Source organism: Klebsiella sp. 18074 (assembly GCF_902705905.1).
Taxonomy (GTDB): domain Bacteria; phylum Pseudomonadota; class Gammaproteobacteria; order Enterobacterales; family Enterobacteriaceae; genus Klebsiella; species Klebsiella terrigena.
This window is the reverse complement of record NZ_CACSIS010000025.1, coordinates 1-17,361: the sequence shown is the minus strand read 5'-3', so window position 1 is coordinate 17,361 and position 17,361 is coordinate 1. Positions and strand designations below refer to the sequence as shown.

Here is a 17,361-nt window from a genome sequence, read left to right as displayed (position 1 = left end):
ACATATGGCCACTGGCGCCGGGCCCCTGGATAACCCAGGTGGCAGAAGGCTTCGTTGATGCCGCTGCGCCATAAATCGCGTTTCACCCCACCCTCTCTTTTAAGAAAAATCTCATATCAGCAGATTGTCGCACCGCGGTGAACGGATGAAGACGCCGAGCCCGGACGCTACCCCACAGAACAGACCTGGTTGCGGCCATTCTGTTTCGCAAGATAGAGTCGGCGATCGGCGATCGACTGCAGGTTTTCAAAGTTAACCTCCGCGCAATCCTCGCTGCAGCTGACGCCCAGCGAGGCGCTGATGCGCAGGCTCGTATTGTCGCAGAGCAGTATTTCGCGGCTGTTGATGCGAACGCGGATATGCTCCGCTATCGCAGTCGCCTCCTGCAGGGTGGTATCCGGCATAAGCACGCAAAACTCCTCCCCGCCCACGCGCCCGGCGAGATCGCCTTCGCGGATGTTGCTGGCTATCGTGCTGGCAACCAGCGACAGCACCCGATCGCCGGACTGATGACCGTGCAGGTCGTTAACCCGCTTGAAGTAATCCAGATCGAGCTGGATCACCGCGAACGGGCGCTTCCCGCGCTCGCACTCTCCGGCGGCGGCAATGGCTCTTTCAAACAGCGCGCCGCGGTTTAACAGCCGCGTTAATGCGTCGTGCCAGGCCCGCCACTCCAGCGACGTTTGCAGCTCGCTCATATTGCGCACCATGCGCAGAATAACCAGCCAGGAGATCATCAGCATTGAGGTAAACAGCAGCCACATCAGCATCAGCGCGATGGTAATCAATCCAAACTCACCGCGGACCCCTTCCTGCAGGGTGTGGATGCGCAGCAGGACGCCATCAAAATTATTCAGTTTTTGCCAGCTGATATAGCGGGTTAGCAAACGAATGCCGCCCTTGTTGTCGTGCGAGAAGGCGTAGCTCAGCGTCTCCTGCTCGCGGGGCGAGAGCAGAGTGAGCACATTGCCCGGTGCGGAAGAGGCAATCAGGTTTAGCCGGCTGTCATAAAGCTGATATTCACCGTCCTGCCCGCCCTTCACCGCGTTCACCAGAAAGGCCTTCATTTCGCGAACCGAGAAGCCCATCGCCAGCACGCCGTGCCAGTAGTGGCGGAAGTCCAGCGGTATGGAGGCGGTCACCACCTGAGCATCGCGCAGCGCCCCCTCCTCCGGAAAAGTTTGCCAGACTACGCCGCGTCCGGGATTCGTTCGCTGGGACTGACGGGTAAACCACGAGGAGCGAGTGGCAGCGCTATAAAGCGCTAGCGCCTGGGTGGTGTCCGTTAGCGCTTGCGTGCTAACAAAAAAGCCGCTGCGCGATACGTACAGCATGCGCTCGGTGAAGCCACGGTTATTGTTGGTCAGGCGCAGCAGATAGCCCAGCTCAAGCGTAGCCATCAGCTCGTTGCCGGAAAGGGTATTGTCGCGGGACAGGGTCGGAGCTTTATCGACGAAAGCATCGGATACGCCGTACACCGGCAGCGTACGCCGATTGTGTAACGCCACCGACCATATCGCTTCATGGCGCTTGCTGATGTACTCCTGCTCGGCCTTACGCAGGATCATAAAATCTAACGGCGTTTCCAGCGCCGACTGCATCCCGTTGCGGAAAAAGATCATCCGGTCGGTGTTAAACTGCAGCAGGCCGTCCATTTCATGGGCGACGTTTTCGAGATTGTTGTGCTGGTTATCGACATACTCCTCCTCCAGCACCATTATTTCTCGCCATATCAGTAGTGTAGAAAAAAATAGCACCACAACAAAACAAAAATTCACCACGTGTCCCGGGCTCGAAAGGCGGCGAAGTTTTCTCCCCCACAGCGGCTTATTCATTGTGCTCTCGCAGTACCATCATAGAAACAAACGCCATCAACGCTCCCTGTCGGCAAGCCAGGCCATACAATGACAAAACGCCCGGTATAGACCGGGCGTTATTGGGATCAGGGGGGCTATTCCGCGCCCCCTCTCTCACGAACCAACTCATCTTCACGGAACGCCTCGCGCTTAACGGCATAGCCGTCATACCAACGGCATTCAACCATGCCATTGGCAAAACCGGTTACAACCATGCGCGGCCCGCCGCTTTTTCGCCTGACTTCATCGCTGATGAACCATACCATTTTTCGCTCCGTAATCCGGGAGAAACTGTTTCACCTTAGACGAAGCTGAGACATTTTGCATAACCGCCGGCGGATTACTTTACCGCGCGACGAAGTGCGGAAATGGCCTTCACGCCTGCCACCACTACGGCGCCAATGATGAAGCCCAGCACCAGGTTTACGCCCGTCGGCAGCAGCGAAGCGGTGAACCCGGACATGCCGCTGGCCAGATTTTCCACCGCGTGGTGCAGCGGAGTAATGCCGTGGACCACGATGCCGCCACCGACCAGGAACATCGCCAGCGTCCCGACAATCGACAGCACTTTCATCAGCCGAGGCGCCACCGCCAACAGACCTTTGCCGACCCCGCGGGCCAGCACGCTGCCTTTCTCCACCAGCCAATAGCCCATATCGTCCAGCTTCACGATAATACCGACCAGGCCGTATACGCCAACGGTCACCAGCAGGGCAATCCCGGAAAGGATCATTATCTGGTTTAGCAGCGGCGCATCCGCCACGATACCGAGGGTGATGGCGACAATTTCGGCGGAGAGAATAAAGTCCGTACGAATGGCGCCTTTCACCTTATCGCGTTCAAACGCCAGCGGATCGCGTTCGGCCAGCGCTTCCAGACGCTGTTGCCGGGCCTGCGGGTCCTCTTTGTGTTTGCGGGCCTGCACGCTATGCAGCACCTTCTCGACGCCTTCAAAACAGAGGAAGGCCCCGCCAAGCATCAGCAGCGGCGTAATCGCCCACGGAATAAATGCGCTAATTAAAAGCGCCAGCGGAACCAGGATCACCTTATTGACCAGCGAACCCTTCGCCACCCCCCACACCACCGGCAGCTCGCGGTTCGCCCGCACGCCGGACACCTGCTGGGCATTGAGGGAAAGATCGTCCCCGAGCACGCCCGCCGTCTTCTTTGCCGCCAGCTTACCCATCACCGAGATATCGTCGAGCAGCGTGGCAATATCGTCCAACAAGGTTAAAAGACTACTTCCCGCCAAAATACCATTCCTTCATTTTATGGTTATTAAACATAGAGTATGGGGCAAAATCCGCGTCTCGCCCAGCAAAGCAAATAGTCAACAAAAAATTAACAATCAGCGGATAATTAAAGCGCTCGCCAGCGAGGTAGTTTTCACGTTTACTATATGCCCCCTTCCTATTTTTGTACCGTCGTGAGGACGTATGTCTACCCGCCAGTTATTACCGCTTATCGGAGCGCTGTTTGCGCTATATATCATCTGGGGATCCACCTACTTTGCTATCGCCGTTGGCGTTGCCAGCTGGCCCCCGTTGATGATGGCCGGTATTCGCTTTCTTTCTGCCGGAGGGTTGCTCATCGTCTATCTGCTGGCTACCGGCCACAGGCTCCCGCCACGCAGACCGCTGCTCAACGCGGCGCTGATCGGCATTCTGCTGCTTGCCGTTGGCAACGGATTTGTCACCCTGGCAGAGCATCAGCACGTGCCTTCCGGAATTGCGGCGGTGATGGTCGCCACCGTCCCGCTATTTACCCTGTGCTTTAGCCGCTTCTTCGGCATCGCCACGCGTAAAATCGAGTGGCTGGGCATCGCCATCGGCCTGGCGGGTATTATTCTGCTCAACAGCGGCGGCAATTTAAGCGGCAATCCCTGGGGCGCGCTGCTGATCCTGATCGGCTCCATGAGCTGGGCGTTTGGCTCAGTCTATGGTTCAAGAATTGAGCTTCCCACCGGCATGATGGCCGGTGCGATTGAGATGCTCGCGGCGGGAATTGTGCTGATGGTCGCCTCTACCCTGACCGGTGAAAAGCTGACGCAGATGCCCTCATGGTCGGGGATTATCGCCGTCGCCTATCTGGCCATCTTCGGCTCGCTGATTGCGATTAATGCTTACATGTACCTGATCCGTAACGTCACCCCCGCCGTCGCCACCAGCTATGCCTACGTAAACCCGGTGGTCGCGGTGTTATTAGGCACCGGGTTCGCCGGGGAGAGCCTGTCGCTGACCGAGTGGACGGCGCTCGGCGTTATTATTTTTGCGGTGGTGCTGGTGACGCTCGGCAAGTACCTGTTCCCCGCCCGCAGCGAAGCCACGCCCTGTAAGGTTGAAAAGTAGGCTACGGCCCGATTCCCTGAGTATCAATCTGCGCGCGGTGGCCGCCGCCGCAGATCCACTCCTCCAGGCGTTCGCTAAGCGCTTCATCACTAAGCTTTTTCTTCCCGCGTAGCGCGCACTCCCAGACGATCAGCACCCGCCATCCCCGCTCAAGCAGCAGCGCCTCGTCCCGCCGGTCTCGCGCCACGTTGCCGTCGATTTTTTTCAGCCAGAACGCCGTGCGGGTTGCCGGCACCTTGAACAGGTAGCAGTCATGATGATGCCAGAAGCAGCCGTGGGTAAAGATAGCGCAGCGGTAATCGTTCACCACAAAATCCGGGCGCCCCGGCAGCGTGGCCTCCTGAGCGGTAAAAGAAAAACCGGCCTGCGTGAGCAGTCCGGCCAGTCGTTTTTCTATCGCCGTATCGAATGTGCCGATGGCGCGCATATTTTTACTTCGGGTGGCTTTATCGTGAACGTCCATCATCATCCTCGGGATCGCGGCGGGCCACCGCCTGCGCAATTCGCGGCTGCAGCAGCCTGGCGACGGCGGCAAACACCGGCACCACTACCGAGTTACCGAACTGGCGGTACGCCTGAGTATCGGAGACGGGAATGCGGAAGCGGTATCCCTGCGGGGACTCAAAGCCCATCAGGCGCGCGCATTCGCGGGGCGTGAGCCGGCGCGGGCGACGCTGCTGGTTTTGCGGGTCGTCAAAGTCCTTCTCGCCCAGCGGGCGATCCCAGCCGCGGTCGATCAGAATTTCGGCGCCATCCTTATAGTAGCGAGCCGACAGCGTGCGCGCCACGCTATGCGGGTTGCGCGGGTCGACTAGCCCATAGCCGAAACCGTTGCCCAGCGCCTGGTGTTTACGCGCGTAGCGATAAAGGTACTTCCACAGCACCGGAGTAAGAATAAATTTGGCATCCACCGTCGGCTCGAGCAGCTCGCCAAACGTCGGGCGCTGGGCCGGGTAAAGCGCGGAGATATCGCGCAGGGTAAACCCATCGTGCAGCTGCAGGTCGCGACGAAAGCCAACCAGTACGATGCGTTCGCGGTGCTGCGGCAGGAAGTTGCGACCATCGATAACCTTGGGATCGTCCACCCCGCTATGCCCGGCATCAGAGACCTCATAGCCAAGTTCGTCGAGGGTTTGCATGATGATACTGAACGTTCGCCCTTTGTCGTGGCTCTTCAGGTTTTTGACGTTCTCCAGCACAAATATTGCCGGCCGCCGGGCCGCTATAATCCTGACGACATCGAAAAACAGCGTGCCCTGCGTCTCACAGGCAAAGCCGTGGGCGCGTCCGAGGGCGTTCTTCTTCGATACCCCGGCGAGGGAAAAAGGCTGGCAGGGAAAGCCGGCCAGCAGCACATCATGCTGAGGAATAGTGTCGCGAATGTGCCGCGCGGCGTCTTCATCGCTGATATCGAGACGATGGCTGAGGGTGATATCACGGATATCGGCATTGAAGCGATGCTGCTCGGGGTCGCAATACCAGTTCGCTTTGTAGGTGCGCACTGCGTGCTTATTCCATTCGCTGGTGAAAACGCACTGCCCGTTGATGGCTTCAAAACCGTTGCGGATGCCACCGATACCGGCGAACAGATCGACAAAGCGGAAAGCATAATTCGGATGGTGTGCCGGCGGCCGCGGCAGCAGCGATGCCAGATGCGCGAGCTCCCGGTGGCCTAAACGGCTGGCCGCCCGGGACACCGTGGCGACGCGCTTGAGGATCGCCGGGCTCCAGTGCTGTTCCCCAACGGCAACCAGCTGCGCCACCAGCGTTTTCACATCATATATTGCCATCAGCTGGCGCAATAACGCCTGCGCGTCTTCCCCGGCCTGCGTTACCGGCAGAGACGGGGGATTTTCCTTAGATAAATTTTGCGGCATAACCTCAACCAGCTGGACAATTTTCGCAGAGATTACCACAAATAGCGCAGGCAGTTTTAAGCCTGTGGGTCAAAGCGGCGCAAAACCGCCTCATCCAGCGCGGTAGGGTCACCCTGCAGCTCCGAGCTGAGCTTCGCCATGAACTGCACCAGGAAGCGGGCGTTATGTTCCGCCATCGCTCTTCCTTCAGCAGTTTGCATCGTTTTAGGCAGGCTCAGCAGCTTGCACTGGAAATGATCCAGCGCATAGGTGCGATCATTCAGCTCGCGCCTCTCGGCAAAAGGATCGTCAGCATCAAACAGGATATTATTAAGCGCCCCGGAGACCGCAAAAACGCGCGCCAGGCCAATCGCTCCCAGGGACTCGAGCCGGTCGGCATCCTGGACGATCTTCGCCTCTTCGCTGAGCGGAGGAATAGCGGCGCTAAAGCTATGCGCCTCGATGGCGTGGAGTACGGCGGGATAGCGGTCGACCGGAAAATCGGCAAATGACGACTGCAGAATACTCTGCGTCTTTTTCGCCGCCATCACCGACGAGCGGCTGCGGTCAGGGTGGTTTTTTGCCAGGCTGACAATGTCATGAAAGTAACAGGCGGTGAGGATCACCAGGCGGTCAACCTGCCGGTTCGCGGCCAGCCGCTGGGCGGTGCCCCACACGCGACGAAAATGCGAAATATCGTGAGCAGAGTCGCCCTGCGGGTGATGCCCTATCAGCCAGGTTTCAAATCGTTGCTGCCATTCAACCAGTTCCATGCGCTTTCCTTTGAGAGAAGGTAGGCTGCGAGCATAGCAACTTTAATCCTGATGTTCATAGCTACGGGCATCAGGCCGCGTATACCAGGCGATTGTCCCAAGGACTAACCCAACGACGCCGAGGACAAGAAAGCCCAGCAGCGCGCCCAGCCATTTACCCGCCGTTGACCCTAAATCCCCGTCAATACCCCCGCCGGGGACGCTTTGAATATGCCCGACGACCCACCAGTAGCGCACCATCGCCCACAGGAAATAGCCACAGAAGGCGTAAAAAGCCCATAGTGCCAGCTTCCCGCCGGGGCTTCGCTTCGCTTTCTCTTCCATTTAACTGCCCTCCTTTCTTCAGTAACGAAACATCACCTCAAACAAAATGTGATTTTCGTCACATTATACAGCGAAGTTTGCCGTCAGGCATCCGCAACGTCCGGGCGAGGTTCAGCGAGCAATCGAAGCCGCCCGCATCGCCTCTCGCCAGCTGCCGGTAATGATACGATCGTTCGCGCCTGGTCTGATATTCCCATCAGCATCCGGCTTAATATTCCTTCGTTACTGATTATTCTCTTGTGAAATTATGCCGCGGACAGGAAGGATATTTATCTTCCGAATACATCAGTGACACCCAAACATAAAGGCTGTAAATTTCATAACGAGCCTGAATTATCCAGAGAATCAAATAACTCATTGTTATAAAAATCAATAAACCAGAAGTATAGCTCACCACAAATCGATAAATTATTAATATAAAGAAGCATTAAGAAACATTTTGTAATATTAGATATAATTTACTTACATTTTAAATTTAAATAAAAATGAACCTTCCCAGATAGTATTTATTTTGCATTAAGCAAGATTCTTTGACATTCACATTAATTATAAATAAAAGGGAATATATAATGAAAAGAAAAGTACTGGCAATTCTGGTGCCATCCTTATTAATTGCTGGGACCGCGAGCGCTGCGGAAATCTATAATAAGAACGGCAATAAAGTCGATTTCTACGGCAAAATGGTCGGCGAGCATATTATGACCGACACCGACGAAGGCAATCGCAACTCTGAAGATACCTCCTATGCGCGGTTCGGCGTTAAGGGCGAAACGCAGATCAACAGCGAGCTGACCGGCTTTGGCCAGTTTGAGTACAATATGAAAGCCAATAAACCAGAGGGCGACCAGGGCAGCGCAACCCGTCTGGCATTTGCCGGTTTAAAATACGCCAACTACGGTTCATTTGATTATGGCCGTAACTACGGGGCGGTATACGACGCAGCGGGCTACACGGACATGCTGGTTGAGTGGGGCGGCGACGGTCTGGTGCATACCGATAACTTTATGACCGGCCGAACCAACGGCGTCGCCACCTACCGCAATACTGACTTTTTTGGCCTGTCCGATGGGCTGAACTTTGCTCTCCAGTACCAGGGTAAAAATACCAACCGCGATCGTCTGAAAGCTAACGGCGACGGCTACAGCGCGTCCGTTGACTACAGCCTCGACGGATTTGGCTTTGCCGCCGCCTACGGTAATTCCGACCGTACTGACGAACAGACCGCCGACGGCAAAGGCGAAACCGCGGAAGTCTGGAGCATCGCGGCTAAATATGATGCCAATAGCCTCTATGCCGCCGTGATGTATGCCGAATCCCGCAATATGCTGCCGATGGAAAATGGCCTCATTGCCAATAAAACCCAGAGCGTTGAAGCCGTCGTTCAGTACCAGCTCGAGTTCGGTCTGCGCCCTTCCCTGGGCTACGTCTACGCGAAAGGTCACGATCTTGGCAGCGACGGGCGCGGCAATGCAGAGATCATGAACTACGTTGAGCTGGGTACCTGGTACTACTTCAACAAAAACTTCAACGTCTACACCGCCTATAAGTTCAACCTTCTCGATGAGAAGGATCGCGCGGTCACCGGCGCGGCGACTGACAACCAGTTCGCGCTCGGCATCACCTATCAGTTCTGATGCGATGTCACCCACCTAAGCCCGCCTCGCGCGGGCTTTTTTGTGAGCAGCCGACCGAGAATAAATTCAGAGATGACCTAATGCGCAATCGCCGGTCGTGGCACATTTTTAAATGAGTGCTGCCCCATCGGGCGCCATACGACTTAGTTCACAAAATGAAGGAGATACTGGCAAACTGCTACCTTGAACAATCGCTAAGTGATAGCTTATGAGGACCTGAGAAGCGTTCAATCCCGTCCAGCAAGCGCCGGCATCAGATGGCACAGGTAACGGTATTCTGAACGGCAGGGATTTGATTAAAGGATTTTCGAATCGGGTAGATAGAAAGATGAAGTGGCGGAGAGAGGGGGATTTGAACCCCCGGTAGAGTTGCCCCTACTCTAGTTTTCGAGACTAGTCCGTTCAGCCGCTCCGGCATCTCTCCGCTGTTGAGGTTGCTATAATGCCAGGTTCTTTGGCATTTTAATAGTTCCTGTCTCTTTAATTACGTTCAAGTGACGACTTTGCGAGCAATATGATGTTTAAATGGCCCTGGAAAGCAAATGAAGAGTCCGGCAGTGCGGAAATTCCCTGGGAGCAGGCGCTTGCCATCCCCGTTTTAGCCAACCTGTCCGCACAGGAGCAGCAGCAGCTTGTGCAGATGTCGGCGCGCTTTTTACAGCAAAAACGCCTGGTTGCCCTGCAGGGGCTGGAGCTGACTCCGCTGCAAAGCGCGCGCATCGCGATGCTATTTTGCCTGCCGGTTCTCGAGCTCGGCATCGAATGGCTGGACGGTTTCCACGAGGTGCTTATCTACCCTGCCCCGTTCGTCGTCGACGATGAGTGGGAGGATGATATTGGCCTGGTCCATAACCAGCGGGTCGTGCAATCCGGACAAAGCTGGCAGCAGGGGCCCGTTATTCTTAACTGGCTGGATATTCAGGACTCCTTCGACGCATCTGGTTTTAACCTCGTGGTACACGAAGTGGCGCATAAGCTTGATACCCGCAACGGCGATCGCGCCAGCGGCGTGCCGCTAATACCTTTACGTGAGGTTGCCGGCTGGGAACACGATCTCCACGCGGCGATGAACAACATTCAGGATGAGATTGACCTGGTCGGCGAGAGCGCCGCCAGTATTGATGCCTACGCCGCGACCGACCCGGCGGAATGTTTTGCCGTTCTGTCAGAATATTTCTTTAGCGCACCCGAGCTGTTCGCCCCGCGTTTTCCGGCGCTGTGGCAGCGTTTTTGCCAGTTTTACCGCCAGGATCCGCTGCAGAGATTACGTGATAATGAACGCCAGGATGCGGACGACGCGCGCACTGTGCACTAAAACAACGAGTTGAGCTAAATTTAGCCATCTGAATCAGTTAGTTAAATTTAGTATTGACACAAAAATGCGGGGCCAGTAGTATGCGCCTCGTTCACACGATTCCTCTGTAGTTCAGTCGGTAGAACGGCGGACTGTTAATCCGTATGTCACTGGTTCGAGTCCAGTCAGAGGAGCCAAATTTAAGAAGCCTGCTTAGGAAACTAAGCAGGCTTTTTGCTTTTTACCCCAACCAGGCGGTTCACCTCGCCGGCATCCCAAATACCCAGGCAACGCGCGGGCGCCGCATAAGCTCAATCTACAGGCCGTTTTATCACCGAACACCGGGCCGCACCTCGCTACCGCGAAGCGAACCGGGCGACGTGCTCTGCAAGAAAATCAATCTCCTGCGGCGTGTTATAGAAAGCCAGCGACGGCCGGACGGTACTTTCATAGCCCAGGTGTCGCAGGATCGGCTGCGCGCAGTGATGTCCGGATCGCACGGCAATCCCGACCTGACTCAGATAGCGCCCGACGGCTTCATTTTCATGGCCCGCCAGCGCGAAGGACAGGACGCTGGTTTTGTTCGCCGCGGTGCCGACCAGCGTCAGGCCCGGAATAGCCGACAGCTTCTCGATCCCATACTCCAGCAAGGCGTGCTCGTACTGCGCAATATTTTCTATCCCCAGCGAGGTGACATAATCGATAGCCGCCCCCAGCCCGACGGCATCGGCAATATTGCCCGTTCCCGCCTCAAACTTATTCGGCGCGGGTTGATAGCGCGTCAGTTCAAAGGTCACGTCGGCAATCATATTCCCGCCGCCCTGATACGGGCGCGCCTCCTCCAGCACCTCCTGCTTGCCGTACACGACGCCGATCCCGGTCGGTCCAAAAATTTTATGCCCGGAGAAGACGAAGAAGTCGGCATCCAGCGCCGTGACGTTGGTCGGGATATGCGAAATAGACTGCGCGCCGTCGATGGCGATGCGCACGCCAAAACGATGGGCGATTTGCACCAGCTCCTGAACCGGCGTGACGGTACCCAGCGCGTTGGAAACGTGGGTAGCGGACACAAAACGGGTTTTGTCGTTGAATAACCGAATATATTCCTCAACGATCAGCTGCCCGTGCTCATCAACCGGCGCAACGCGGATCGTCGCGCCCGTCTCCTGCGCAATAAGTTGCCACGGCACAATGTTGGCGTGATGCTCGAGCAACGTGAGGATAATTTCATCCCCCGGCCGTAACAGCGGCTTGACGTAGCTGTGGGCAATCAGGTTGAGTCCTTCGGTGGTGCCGCGCACGAAGATGATATTCTCCGGGCCGCGGGCGCCGATAAACCGCGCCACTTTCTCACGCGCGGCTTCATAAGCATCGGTGGAACGTGCGGCCAGCGCATGCGCCGCCCGATGAACGTTCGAGTTCTCGTGTAAATAGTAGTGGCTGATGCGATCGATAACCTGCTTCGGGCGCTGGGTCGTCGCGGCATTATCCAGCCAGACCAGCGGATGACCGTCCACCCGTTCGGCAAGGATCGGAAAATCAGCGCGGATCCGCTCAACTGGGATCTGCCCGACCCGCGCCGGCGGCGCAGGTCGGGTGCCGGAAGCAGACAATGCGGCAAACCCGCGAGGCGCGATATCCGCCCTGCTCTCCTGGCCCAGCGGCACCACCCTCGGCGCGTAAGCGGCCTCCCCGGCACGCGGGCGCGAGGGCGAATCGCCCGACAGCCCTTGCAGATCCCGCGCGTCGGGCAGGCCATAATCCCGCGCTGAGGGAGCCTCGCCCGCCTCGCCGGGCCATCCGCCCGGTGCGTGGGGAAGCGTGAATAGATTACTCGTAGTCATAATATTCCCCCACCTCAACGTCTTCCAGCACGGCAATGGCGTCATCGGCGAGGATCGCAGCGGAGCAGTAAAGTGAGAGTAAATAGGAGGCCACGCCGTTATCGTCTATCCCGCGGAAGCGCACCGACAATCCGCGAGACTGTTCGTTTGGCAGCCCTTCCTGATAAAGCCCCAGCACGCCGCGCTTGCTTTCACCGGAGCGGATCAGCAGGATATTGGTTTTCCCGCCCTGGCCTTTCGGGTTTTTCAAACCATCAACAAACAGCTTATCGGAAGGGATCAGCGGAATACCGCGCCACAGGATAAAAGTGCCCCCGTGCAAATTCACGGTGACCGGCGGGACGCCGCGTCGCGTGGCTTCACGCTGAAATGCGGCAATCGCACGCGGGTGGGCCAGGAAGAAGGACGGCTCCTTCCACACTTTTGACAGCAGCTCATCCAGGTCATCCGGCGTCGGGCGGCCGTTGCGGGTCTGAATACGCTGCGAATCAGCGATATTTTTCAGCAATCCATATTCATCGTTATTGATAAGCTGACTCTCCTGGCGCTCGCGCAGGCTTTCAATCGCCAGCGCAATTTGCTCTGACGCCTGATCGTAAGGCGAGCTGTAGAGATCGGCGATTTTGGTATCCACGTTAATAATGGTCGCAATGGAATCGAGCTGGTATTCACGCGGCGTGGTCTGATACTCGATATAGCCCTGCGGTATCTCAACGCGGGTCGGGTCCTGGCTGCACAATGCGTCGAGCGGCGTTTCGCCCTCCACGACCTTGTTGACCCGATAAATCCCCGACTCCAGGCCCTTATAATCGAGGAAACGGCTGATCCAGCGCGGGGTAATTGCCGCAAACTGCGGCGCCGTTTTGGTCACGTTCGCTAACTGATACGCGGCTTCACGCCCCAGTGCATTAATGCCTTTTTGTTCTGCCATGATGATTCCTTAGTGTTTAAAATAGTGGAGCTGAAGGTTAGTACTGCGGCAAACGGGTATCGACATCCCGCGCCCAGGCGTTTAGGCCATCTTTTAAATTCATCACGCGCCCCTGATAACCCGCGCGCTGCAGTGCCCGAATCGCGAAAATACTGCGCTGCCCGATCTTGCACAGAAACACCGCATCGACCGTCGGATCGAATTCCCCGATACGTCTGACTATCTGGCCCAGCGGCATCACTTTTGCCTGCGGGAATTTGGCAATCGCCCTTTCGTGGGGCTCACGAATGTCGATCAGCTGCAGGGGTTTTCCCTCCTCTATCCAGGCGTGAAGCTCCCTGGCCGTGACGCTTTCAACCGGAATCTCAGCCTCATCGGGCTTCAGTCCGCAAAACTCTTCGTAGTCAATCAACTCATGAATCGACGGGTGCTCACCGCATACCGGGCAGCCGGGATCCCGCTCCAGCCGCAGCTCGCGCTGCTTCATTTGCCAGACGTCGAAGAGCAGCAGACGGCCAATCAGGCTCTCGCTGCCGCCGACGATAAGCTTGATCGCTTCCGCCGCCTGGATGGTGCCGATAATTCCCGGCAGCACGCCGACCACGCCGCCTTCAGCACAGGAAGGTACCAGCCCCGGCGGCGGCGGCTCGGGATAAAGACAGCGGTAGCACGGCCCTTCCCCGGCATAAAAGACGCTGGCCTGCCCCTCGAACTGGAAAATGGAGCCGTAGACCAGCGGCTTACCCAGCAAAACGCAGGCATCGTTGATCAGATAACGGGTGGGATAGTTGTCCGTACCGTCAACCACGAGGTCGTACTCGCGAATAATCTCGAGCGCGTTTTTGCTGCTCAGGATGGTGTTATAGGTCACCACCTGAAGGTCGGGATTGATCGCTTTAAGCTTGTCTTTCGCCGAAGCGACTTTGGGCCGGTTGAGATCTTTGGTGCTATGAATGATCTGCCTTTGCAGGTTGGAGATTTCGACAAAATCAAAATCGACAATCCCCAGCGTCCCGACCCCGGCAGCCGCCAGATAAAGCGCCACCGGCGCACCCAGCCCTCCGGTGCCGATAATCAGCACGCGGGCCGCTTTCAGACGCTTCTGCCCCTCAAGCCCCACTTCCGGCAGCAGCAGATGGCGGCTGTAGCGGGCAATTTCCGCATGCGTCAGCTCCGCCAGACGGTCGTCCGGGATAATGCTCGCTCTGCTCATACCGCCTTCCCGACGCCGCCTGCAATGGCGGGGACCAGCAGCACCTCGGCGCCCTCGCCGATCGGGGTCTCCAGCCCGCCGGTGGTTTTAATATTGTTCTCCCCCACGTACAGATTGATAAAGCTGCGCAGCTCCCCCGCGTCGTCGTACAGATGCGGCTGAATGTCAGGGAAACGCTCCGCCAGTGCGGCGACCAACTGCCCAACGGTGTGGCCTTCGAGGGTCACTTTCCCCTGGCCGTCGGTGAAGGCGCGAAGTGCGGTGGGAATCAGTAATGTCGATGCCATAGTGGTAATCTCTCCGTGTTTTTTTCTGGTTTCAGGCAGCGTGCTGCCCGTTATTCGCGTTATGGAACGGTGCGCACCTCCTCCTGCAAAAAGCGCTGGCGGTCCTGCGTCAGCCGCCAGCTGGTGAGCGCGCCCGCCTGCCGCTGCGCAACCGCGACGATGATGTAGGCGTAAAACGGCAGCGCGTGTTCGCGGTCAAATTCCGACGGAATAGCCGGATGATCGGGGTGCGAATGGTAATAGCCGATCACGTCCACCTCCTGAGCCAGCGCGGTGCGTTCCGCCCGCAGGGAGTCGTCGGCGGTGATGACAAAACGGTGGTACTGCTCCTCCGACTCACGGGCATTGTCGATGGGAAAAATCGCCGTCACGCGGGCATCGCCCTGGGCGGAGAAATGGCCAAAGAGCGCGCCGCAGCATTCGTTGGGATAGGCCTTTTCCCCTTCAACGCCAATCTGCTTTGCGATTTTGTGGGTCAATTCAATCATCGGTTTCATTCCAAAAAGAGTCAGTCAGGTAACGCGAGCCGACATCACACAGCAGCGTGACCACCACCGATCTCGCTGGCAGCGTGCGGGCCAGCCTGACGGCGGCGGCAACGTTTGCGCCGGATGAAATACCGACAAAAATGCCGTCCCGCCGGGCGAGGCGTCGTGTGATGGCGTAGGCCTCTTCGGTGGTGACAGAAATAATGTCGTCGAACAGGGTTTCGTCGAGAATGCCCGGTTTAATGCTGCTGCCCATATGCTTGGTCCCTTCAATGCCGTGGAACGGCGAAGTGGGCTGCACGGCGAGCGTTTTAACCTGCGGATTCTCATATTTGAGCCGCCGCGCGGTGCCGACAAAACTGCCGGAGGTGCCCATCCCCGCGACAAAATGGGTGATTTGTTGCCCGCTCTGGTCCCAGATCTCTTTTCCGGTGGTCGCGAAATGCGTATCCGGATTAACGGGGTTGTTATACTGGTCGGGATAAAAATAGCATTCCGGATGTGCAGCAACTTGTGCCTGAACTTCTCTATAGGCGCCGTCAGAGCCTTCAAGCGGATCGGTTTCCACAATCGTGGCGCCATAATGGCGAATAATACGTTTGCGCTCCGGGCTGGTATTCTGCGGCAGATATAGCCGGACGCGATATCCGAGTGCCGCGCCAATCATCGCGTAGGCAATGCCGGTATTGCCGCTGGTCGCATCAATAATTGTTTTATCCGGCGTTAATAAACCCTGCGCAATCCCGTCCAGCACCATGGCTTTCGCCGCGCGGTCTTTTACCGAGCCGCTGGGGTTCATAAATTCAGCCTTTGCCAGCAGCGTTACGCCTGGCAACTCTGCGGCAAAAGAGGGCAAGGTTATTAACGGCGTAGCGCCGATCGTTTCAAGTAAATTCATAATGATTATCACGCCGCTATTTTATCTATCCCGATGCGCCGGCCATTCCATTTTATTTTCGGCAGAATTAAATCCCGTCGCCGTCGCTGAAATGTTTTTGCTGGGCACGCGCCTGCTGCACATTACTGTCCGGCGGAACATCGCGGGTTAGCCATATATTCCCGCCAATGCTCGAACGCGCGCCGATAGTAATTCGTCCTAATATTGTTGCGCCGGCATAAATAACGACGTCATCTTCTATTATCGGATGGCGCAGGTAGTTTTTTAGTAACTGCCCGTCTTCACCGGCAATAAATCGTTTGGCCCCCAGGGTGACCGCCTGGTAAATACGCACCCGCTTACCGACGATGGCCGTTTCGCCAATCACCACGCCGGTCCCGTGATCGATAAAGAATCCGTCATCAATCTGCGCCCCGGGATGAATATCTATACCGGTCTGGCCGTGCGCTTTCTCGGTTATCATGCGCGCCAGCAGAGGCAGATCGAGCTGATGCAGCTCGTGGGCCAGGCGATAGTGGATCACGGCATGAATTCCCGGATAGCAGAGCAGCACCTCATCCATGCTGCGCGCGGAGGGATCGCCCTGATAGGCGGCGAGGATATCGCTGTCGAGGCGCTGGCGGATAAGCGGCAAGCGGTTAGCAAACTGCTGGACCCGCCTGACCGCCTCCTGGGTCAGCGCGTGGCTCGCGCCCTGCGCATCCTGCTCATCGGACTGATAGTAGAGTTCCAGAAGCGCTTCTTCGGTCAGCCGGTCAAGCGAGGTGCTTAACAGGTGGCCGACGTAATAATCTTCGCCCTCTTTGCGTAATTCGACATCGCCCAGCCGCATCGGATAAAGCACTTTTATCAAAGTATCGCTAACGGAATTAACGCTTTCACGGGAAGGTAAACTGCGTTTATTACGATAGTTATTTTTCGAATGTTCATCGCGCCACGCCTGACGAACGTGACGCAGTTCATCGACGACATTATTTAAATGCCAGTTATTTTCTCTTTTCGGTAGGAGATACAATTCACCCGCTTCCGGCATAATAATATCCTTCTTAACAGCACATCGATAAATCTGTTTTCTGCGTTACCTCACTTTTATGCATTACCCACATTAAAAACAAATAACCTTATTGACTTTGAATTGCTGAAAATAATAAATACTTACCAATCAAGATACTAAATTCAGAATGGCCTTAAGCCAGCGCTATTCAATATGACAGACACGCTTCCACCAGCAGTCAAAGCGCCGGCCTGGCCTGCGGACACGGCGCCGACTCTGTCCACAAAGTGGCTACCTAACTCTGTGGATAACCTGGAGTCAGATTGCTGCAGAGGGCGTGGGGCCGACCATAGCGCCGAATGTGCAAATTTTAACCAGCAGCAGATTGCGCGCATGAAACGCCATCCGTTCACGCTCACTATTGCCTCATAACCATTTGATGCGCTTCACCCTTAACGAGCTCGCGCCTTCCCTGCCGCCCGGCCGCCGACGGTGTAAAAAACCACCTGCATAGCAGGTGGCATTGAAAACGCCCCATAGGGGCGTACTAAGTCCAGACTCTGAGAGCCTTCCCTTCACACCTCTTTTAGAGGGAGCTGGCTCTCTTCAACTTCATGCTTT

17 protein-coding genes and 2 tRNA genes are annotated in these 17,361 nt (G+C 56.5%); 4 read left to right on the top strand and 15 right to left on the bottom strand.

Annotation, left to right across the window (positions count from 1 at the left end):
* Positions 1-167: 167 nt before the first annotated feature.
* The 3 genes from dgcQ to GVK32_RS21330 all read right to left on the bottom strand — a co-directional run bounded on the left by dgcQ (position 168) and on the right by GVK32_RS21330 (position 3,108).
* The gene (dgcQ, locus tag GVK32_RS21340; protein ID WP_159872157.1) at positions 168-1,835 is read right to left on the bottom strand and encodes a cellulose biosynthesis regulator diguanylate cyclase DgcQ; all 1,668 of its coding nucleotides are present in this window, start codon (positions 1,833-1,835) and stop codon (positions 168-170) included.
* Positions 1,836-1,951: 116 nt separating this feature from the next.
* A complete protein-coding gene (locus tag GVK32_RS21335) occupies positions 1,952-2,122 on the bottom strand; it encodes a YodC family protein (protein ID WP_159872155.1) in 171 nt (56 codons plus the stop codon).
* Positions 2,123-2,196: 74 nt separating this feature from the next.
* Positions 2,197-3,108: a DUF808 domain-containing protein gene (locus GVK32_RS21330; protein WP_159872153.1), complete on the bottom strand. Its 912-nt coding sequence runs from the start codon at positions 3,106-3,108 to the stop codon at positions 2,197-2,199.
* A 184-nt stretch (positions 3,109-3,292) separates the two neighbouring features.
* On the opposite strand from GVK32_RS21330, the gene yedA reads away from it, so the two are divergent.
* A complete protein-coding gene (gene yedA, locus GVK32_RS21325) occupies positions 3,293-4,204 on the top strand; it encodes a drug/metabolite exporter YedA (RefSeq protein ID WP_159872151.1) in 912 nt (303 codons plus the stop codon).
* A gap of 1 nt (position 4,205) precedes the next feature.
* On the opposite strand, the gene GVK32_RS21320 is transcribed toward yedA, so the two are convergent.
* Genes GVK32_RS21320 through drpB form a run of 4 tightly spaced genes read right to left on the bottom strand, consistent with a single transcriptional unit; the run spans position 4,206 to position 7,157 of the window.
* Positions 4,206-4,670 carry a very short patch repair endonuclease gene (locus GVK32_RS21320; protein WP_159872259.1) on the bottom strand — a complete coding sequence of 155 codons (465 nt, stop codon included), beginning with the start codon at positions 4,668-4,670 and terminating at the stop codon, positions 4,206-4,208.
* Positions 4,651-6,081, bottom strand: a complete 1,431-nt coding sequence (locus tag GVK32_RS21315; protein WP_159872149.1) for a DNA cytosine methyltransferase — start codon at positions 6,079-6,081, stop codon at positions 4,651-4,653. The genes GVK32_RS21320 and GVK32_RS21315 overlap by 20 nt, the downstream gene beginning before the upstream one ends.
* A 56-nt stretch (positions 6,082-6,137) precedes the next feature.
* Entirely contained in the window at positions 6,138-6,833 is a 696-nt protein-coding gene (locus tag GVK32_RS21310; RefSeq protein WP_159872147.1) for a phosphohydrolase, read from the bottom strand.
* Positions 6,834-6,875: 42 nt separating this feature from the next.
* Complete coding sequence (gene drpB, locus GVK32_RS21305) at positions 6,876-7,157, bottom strand: cell division protein DrpB (RefSeq protein WP_123709154.1); 282 nt, start codon at positions 7,155-7,157, stop codon at positions 6,876-6,878.
* Positions 7,158-7,726: 569 nt separating this feature from the next.
* On the opposite strand from drpB, the gene GVK32_RS21300 reads away from it, so the two are divergent.
* Positions 7,727-8,791, top strand: coding sequence for a porin (locus tag GVK32_RS21300; RefSeq protein WP_159872145.1), 1,065 nt, complete (start codon positions 7,727-7,729; stop codon positions 8,789-8,791).
* Between the two features lie 334 nt (positions 8,792-9,125).
* Here GVK32_RS21300 and GVK32_RS21295 read toward each other — a convergent pair.
* Positions 9,126-9,215 (bottom strand) — tRNA-Ser (locus GVK32_RS21295).
* 90 nt (positions 9,216-9,305) lie between these two features.
* On the opposite strand from GVK32_RS21295, the gene mtfA reads away from it, so the two are divergent.
* Together mtfA and GVK32_RS21285 are read left to right on the top strand one after the other, a co-directional pair.
* Positions 9,306-10,106: a DgsA anti-repressor MtfA gene (gene mtfA, locus GVK32_RS21290; protein WP_200842916.1), complete on the top strand. Its 801-nt coding sequence runs from the start codon at positions 9,306-9,308 to the stop codon at positions 10,104-10,106.
* A 100-nt stretch (positions 10,107-10,206) separates the two neighbouring features.
* Positions 10,207-10,282: transfer RNA gene (locus GVK32_RS21285), tRNA-Asn, on the top strand.
* A gap of 159 nt (positions 10,283-10,441) precedes the next feature.
* Here GVK32_RS21285 and GVK32_RS21280 read toward each other — a convergent pair.
* The 7 genes from GVK32_RS21280 to epsC all read right to left on the bottom strand — a co-directional run bounded on the left by GVK32_RS21280 (position 10,442) and on the right by epsC (position 16,779).
* Entirely contained in the window at positions 10,442-11,929 is a 1,488-nt protein-coding gene (locus GVK32_RS21280) for a cysteine desulfurase (protein ID WP_159872143.1), read from the bottom strand.
* Positions 11,916-12,860 carry a family 2A encapsulin nanocompartment shell protein gene (locus GVK32_RS21275; protein ID WP_159872141.1) on the bottom strand — a complete coding sequence of 315 codons (945 nt, stop codon included), beginning with the start codon at positions 12,858-12,860 and terminating at the stop codon, positions 11,916-11,918. Before GVK32_RS21275 ends, GVK32_RS21280 begins: the two co-directional genes overlap by 14 nt.
* A 37-nt stretch (positions 12,861-12,897) precedes the next feature.
* Complete coding sequence (gene moeB, locus GVK32_RS21270; protein WP_159872139.1) at positions 12,898-14,073, bottom strand: molybdopterin-synthase adenylyltransferase MoeB; 1,176 nt, start codon at positions 14,071-14,073, stop codon at positions 12,898-12,900.
* Positions 14,070-14,360 carry a MoaD/ThiS family protein gene (locus tag GVK32_RS21265; protein ID WP_041146292.1) on the bottom strand — a complete coding sequence of 97 codons (291 nt, stop codon included), beginning with the start codon at positions 14,358-14,360 and terminating at the stop codon, positions 14,070-14,072. The genes moeB and GVK32_RS21265 overlap by 4 nt, the downstream gene beginning before the upstream one ends.
* A gap of 59 nt (positions 14,361-14,419) precedes the next feature.
* The gene (locus GVK32_RS21260; protein ID WP_159872137.1) at positions 14,420-14,848 is read right to left on the bottom strand and encodes a Mov34/MPN/PAD-1 family protein; all 429 of its coding nucleotides are present in this window, start codon (positions 14,846-14,848) and stop codon (positions 14,420-14,422) included.
* Positions 14,841-15,746, bottom strand: coding sequence for a PLP-dependent cysteine synthase family protein (locus GVK32_RS21255; RefSeq protein ID WP_159872135.1), 906 nt, complete (start codon positions 15,744-15,746; stop codon positions 14,841-14,843). Before GVK32_RS21255 ends, GVK32_RS21260 begins: the two co-directional genes overlap by 8 nt.
* Positions 15,747-15,813: 67 nt before the next feature.
* Complete coding sequence (epsC, locus tag GVK32_RS21250; protein ID WP_159872133.1) at positions 15,814-16,779, bottom strand: serine O-acetyltransferase EpsC; 966 nt, start codon at positions 16,777-16,779, stop codon at positions 15,814-15,816.
* Positions 16,780-17,361: the final 582 nt, after the last annotated feature.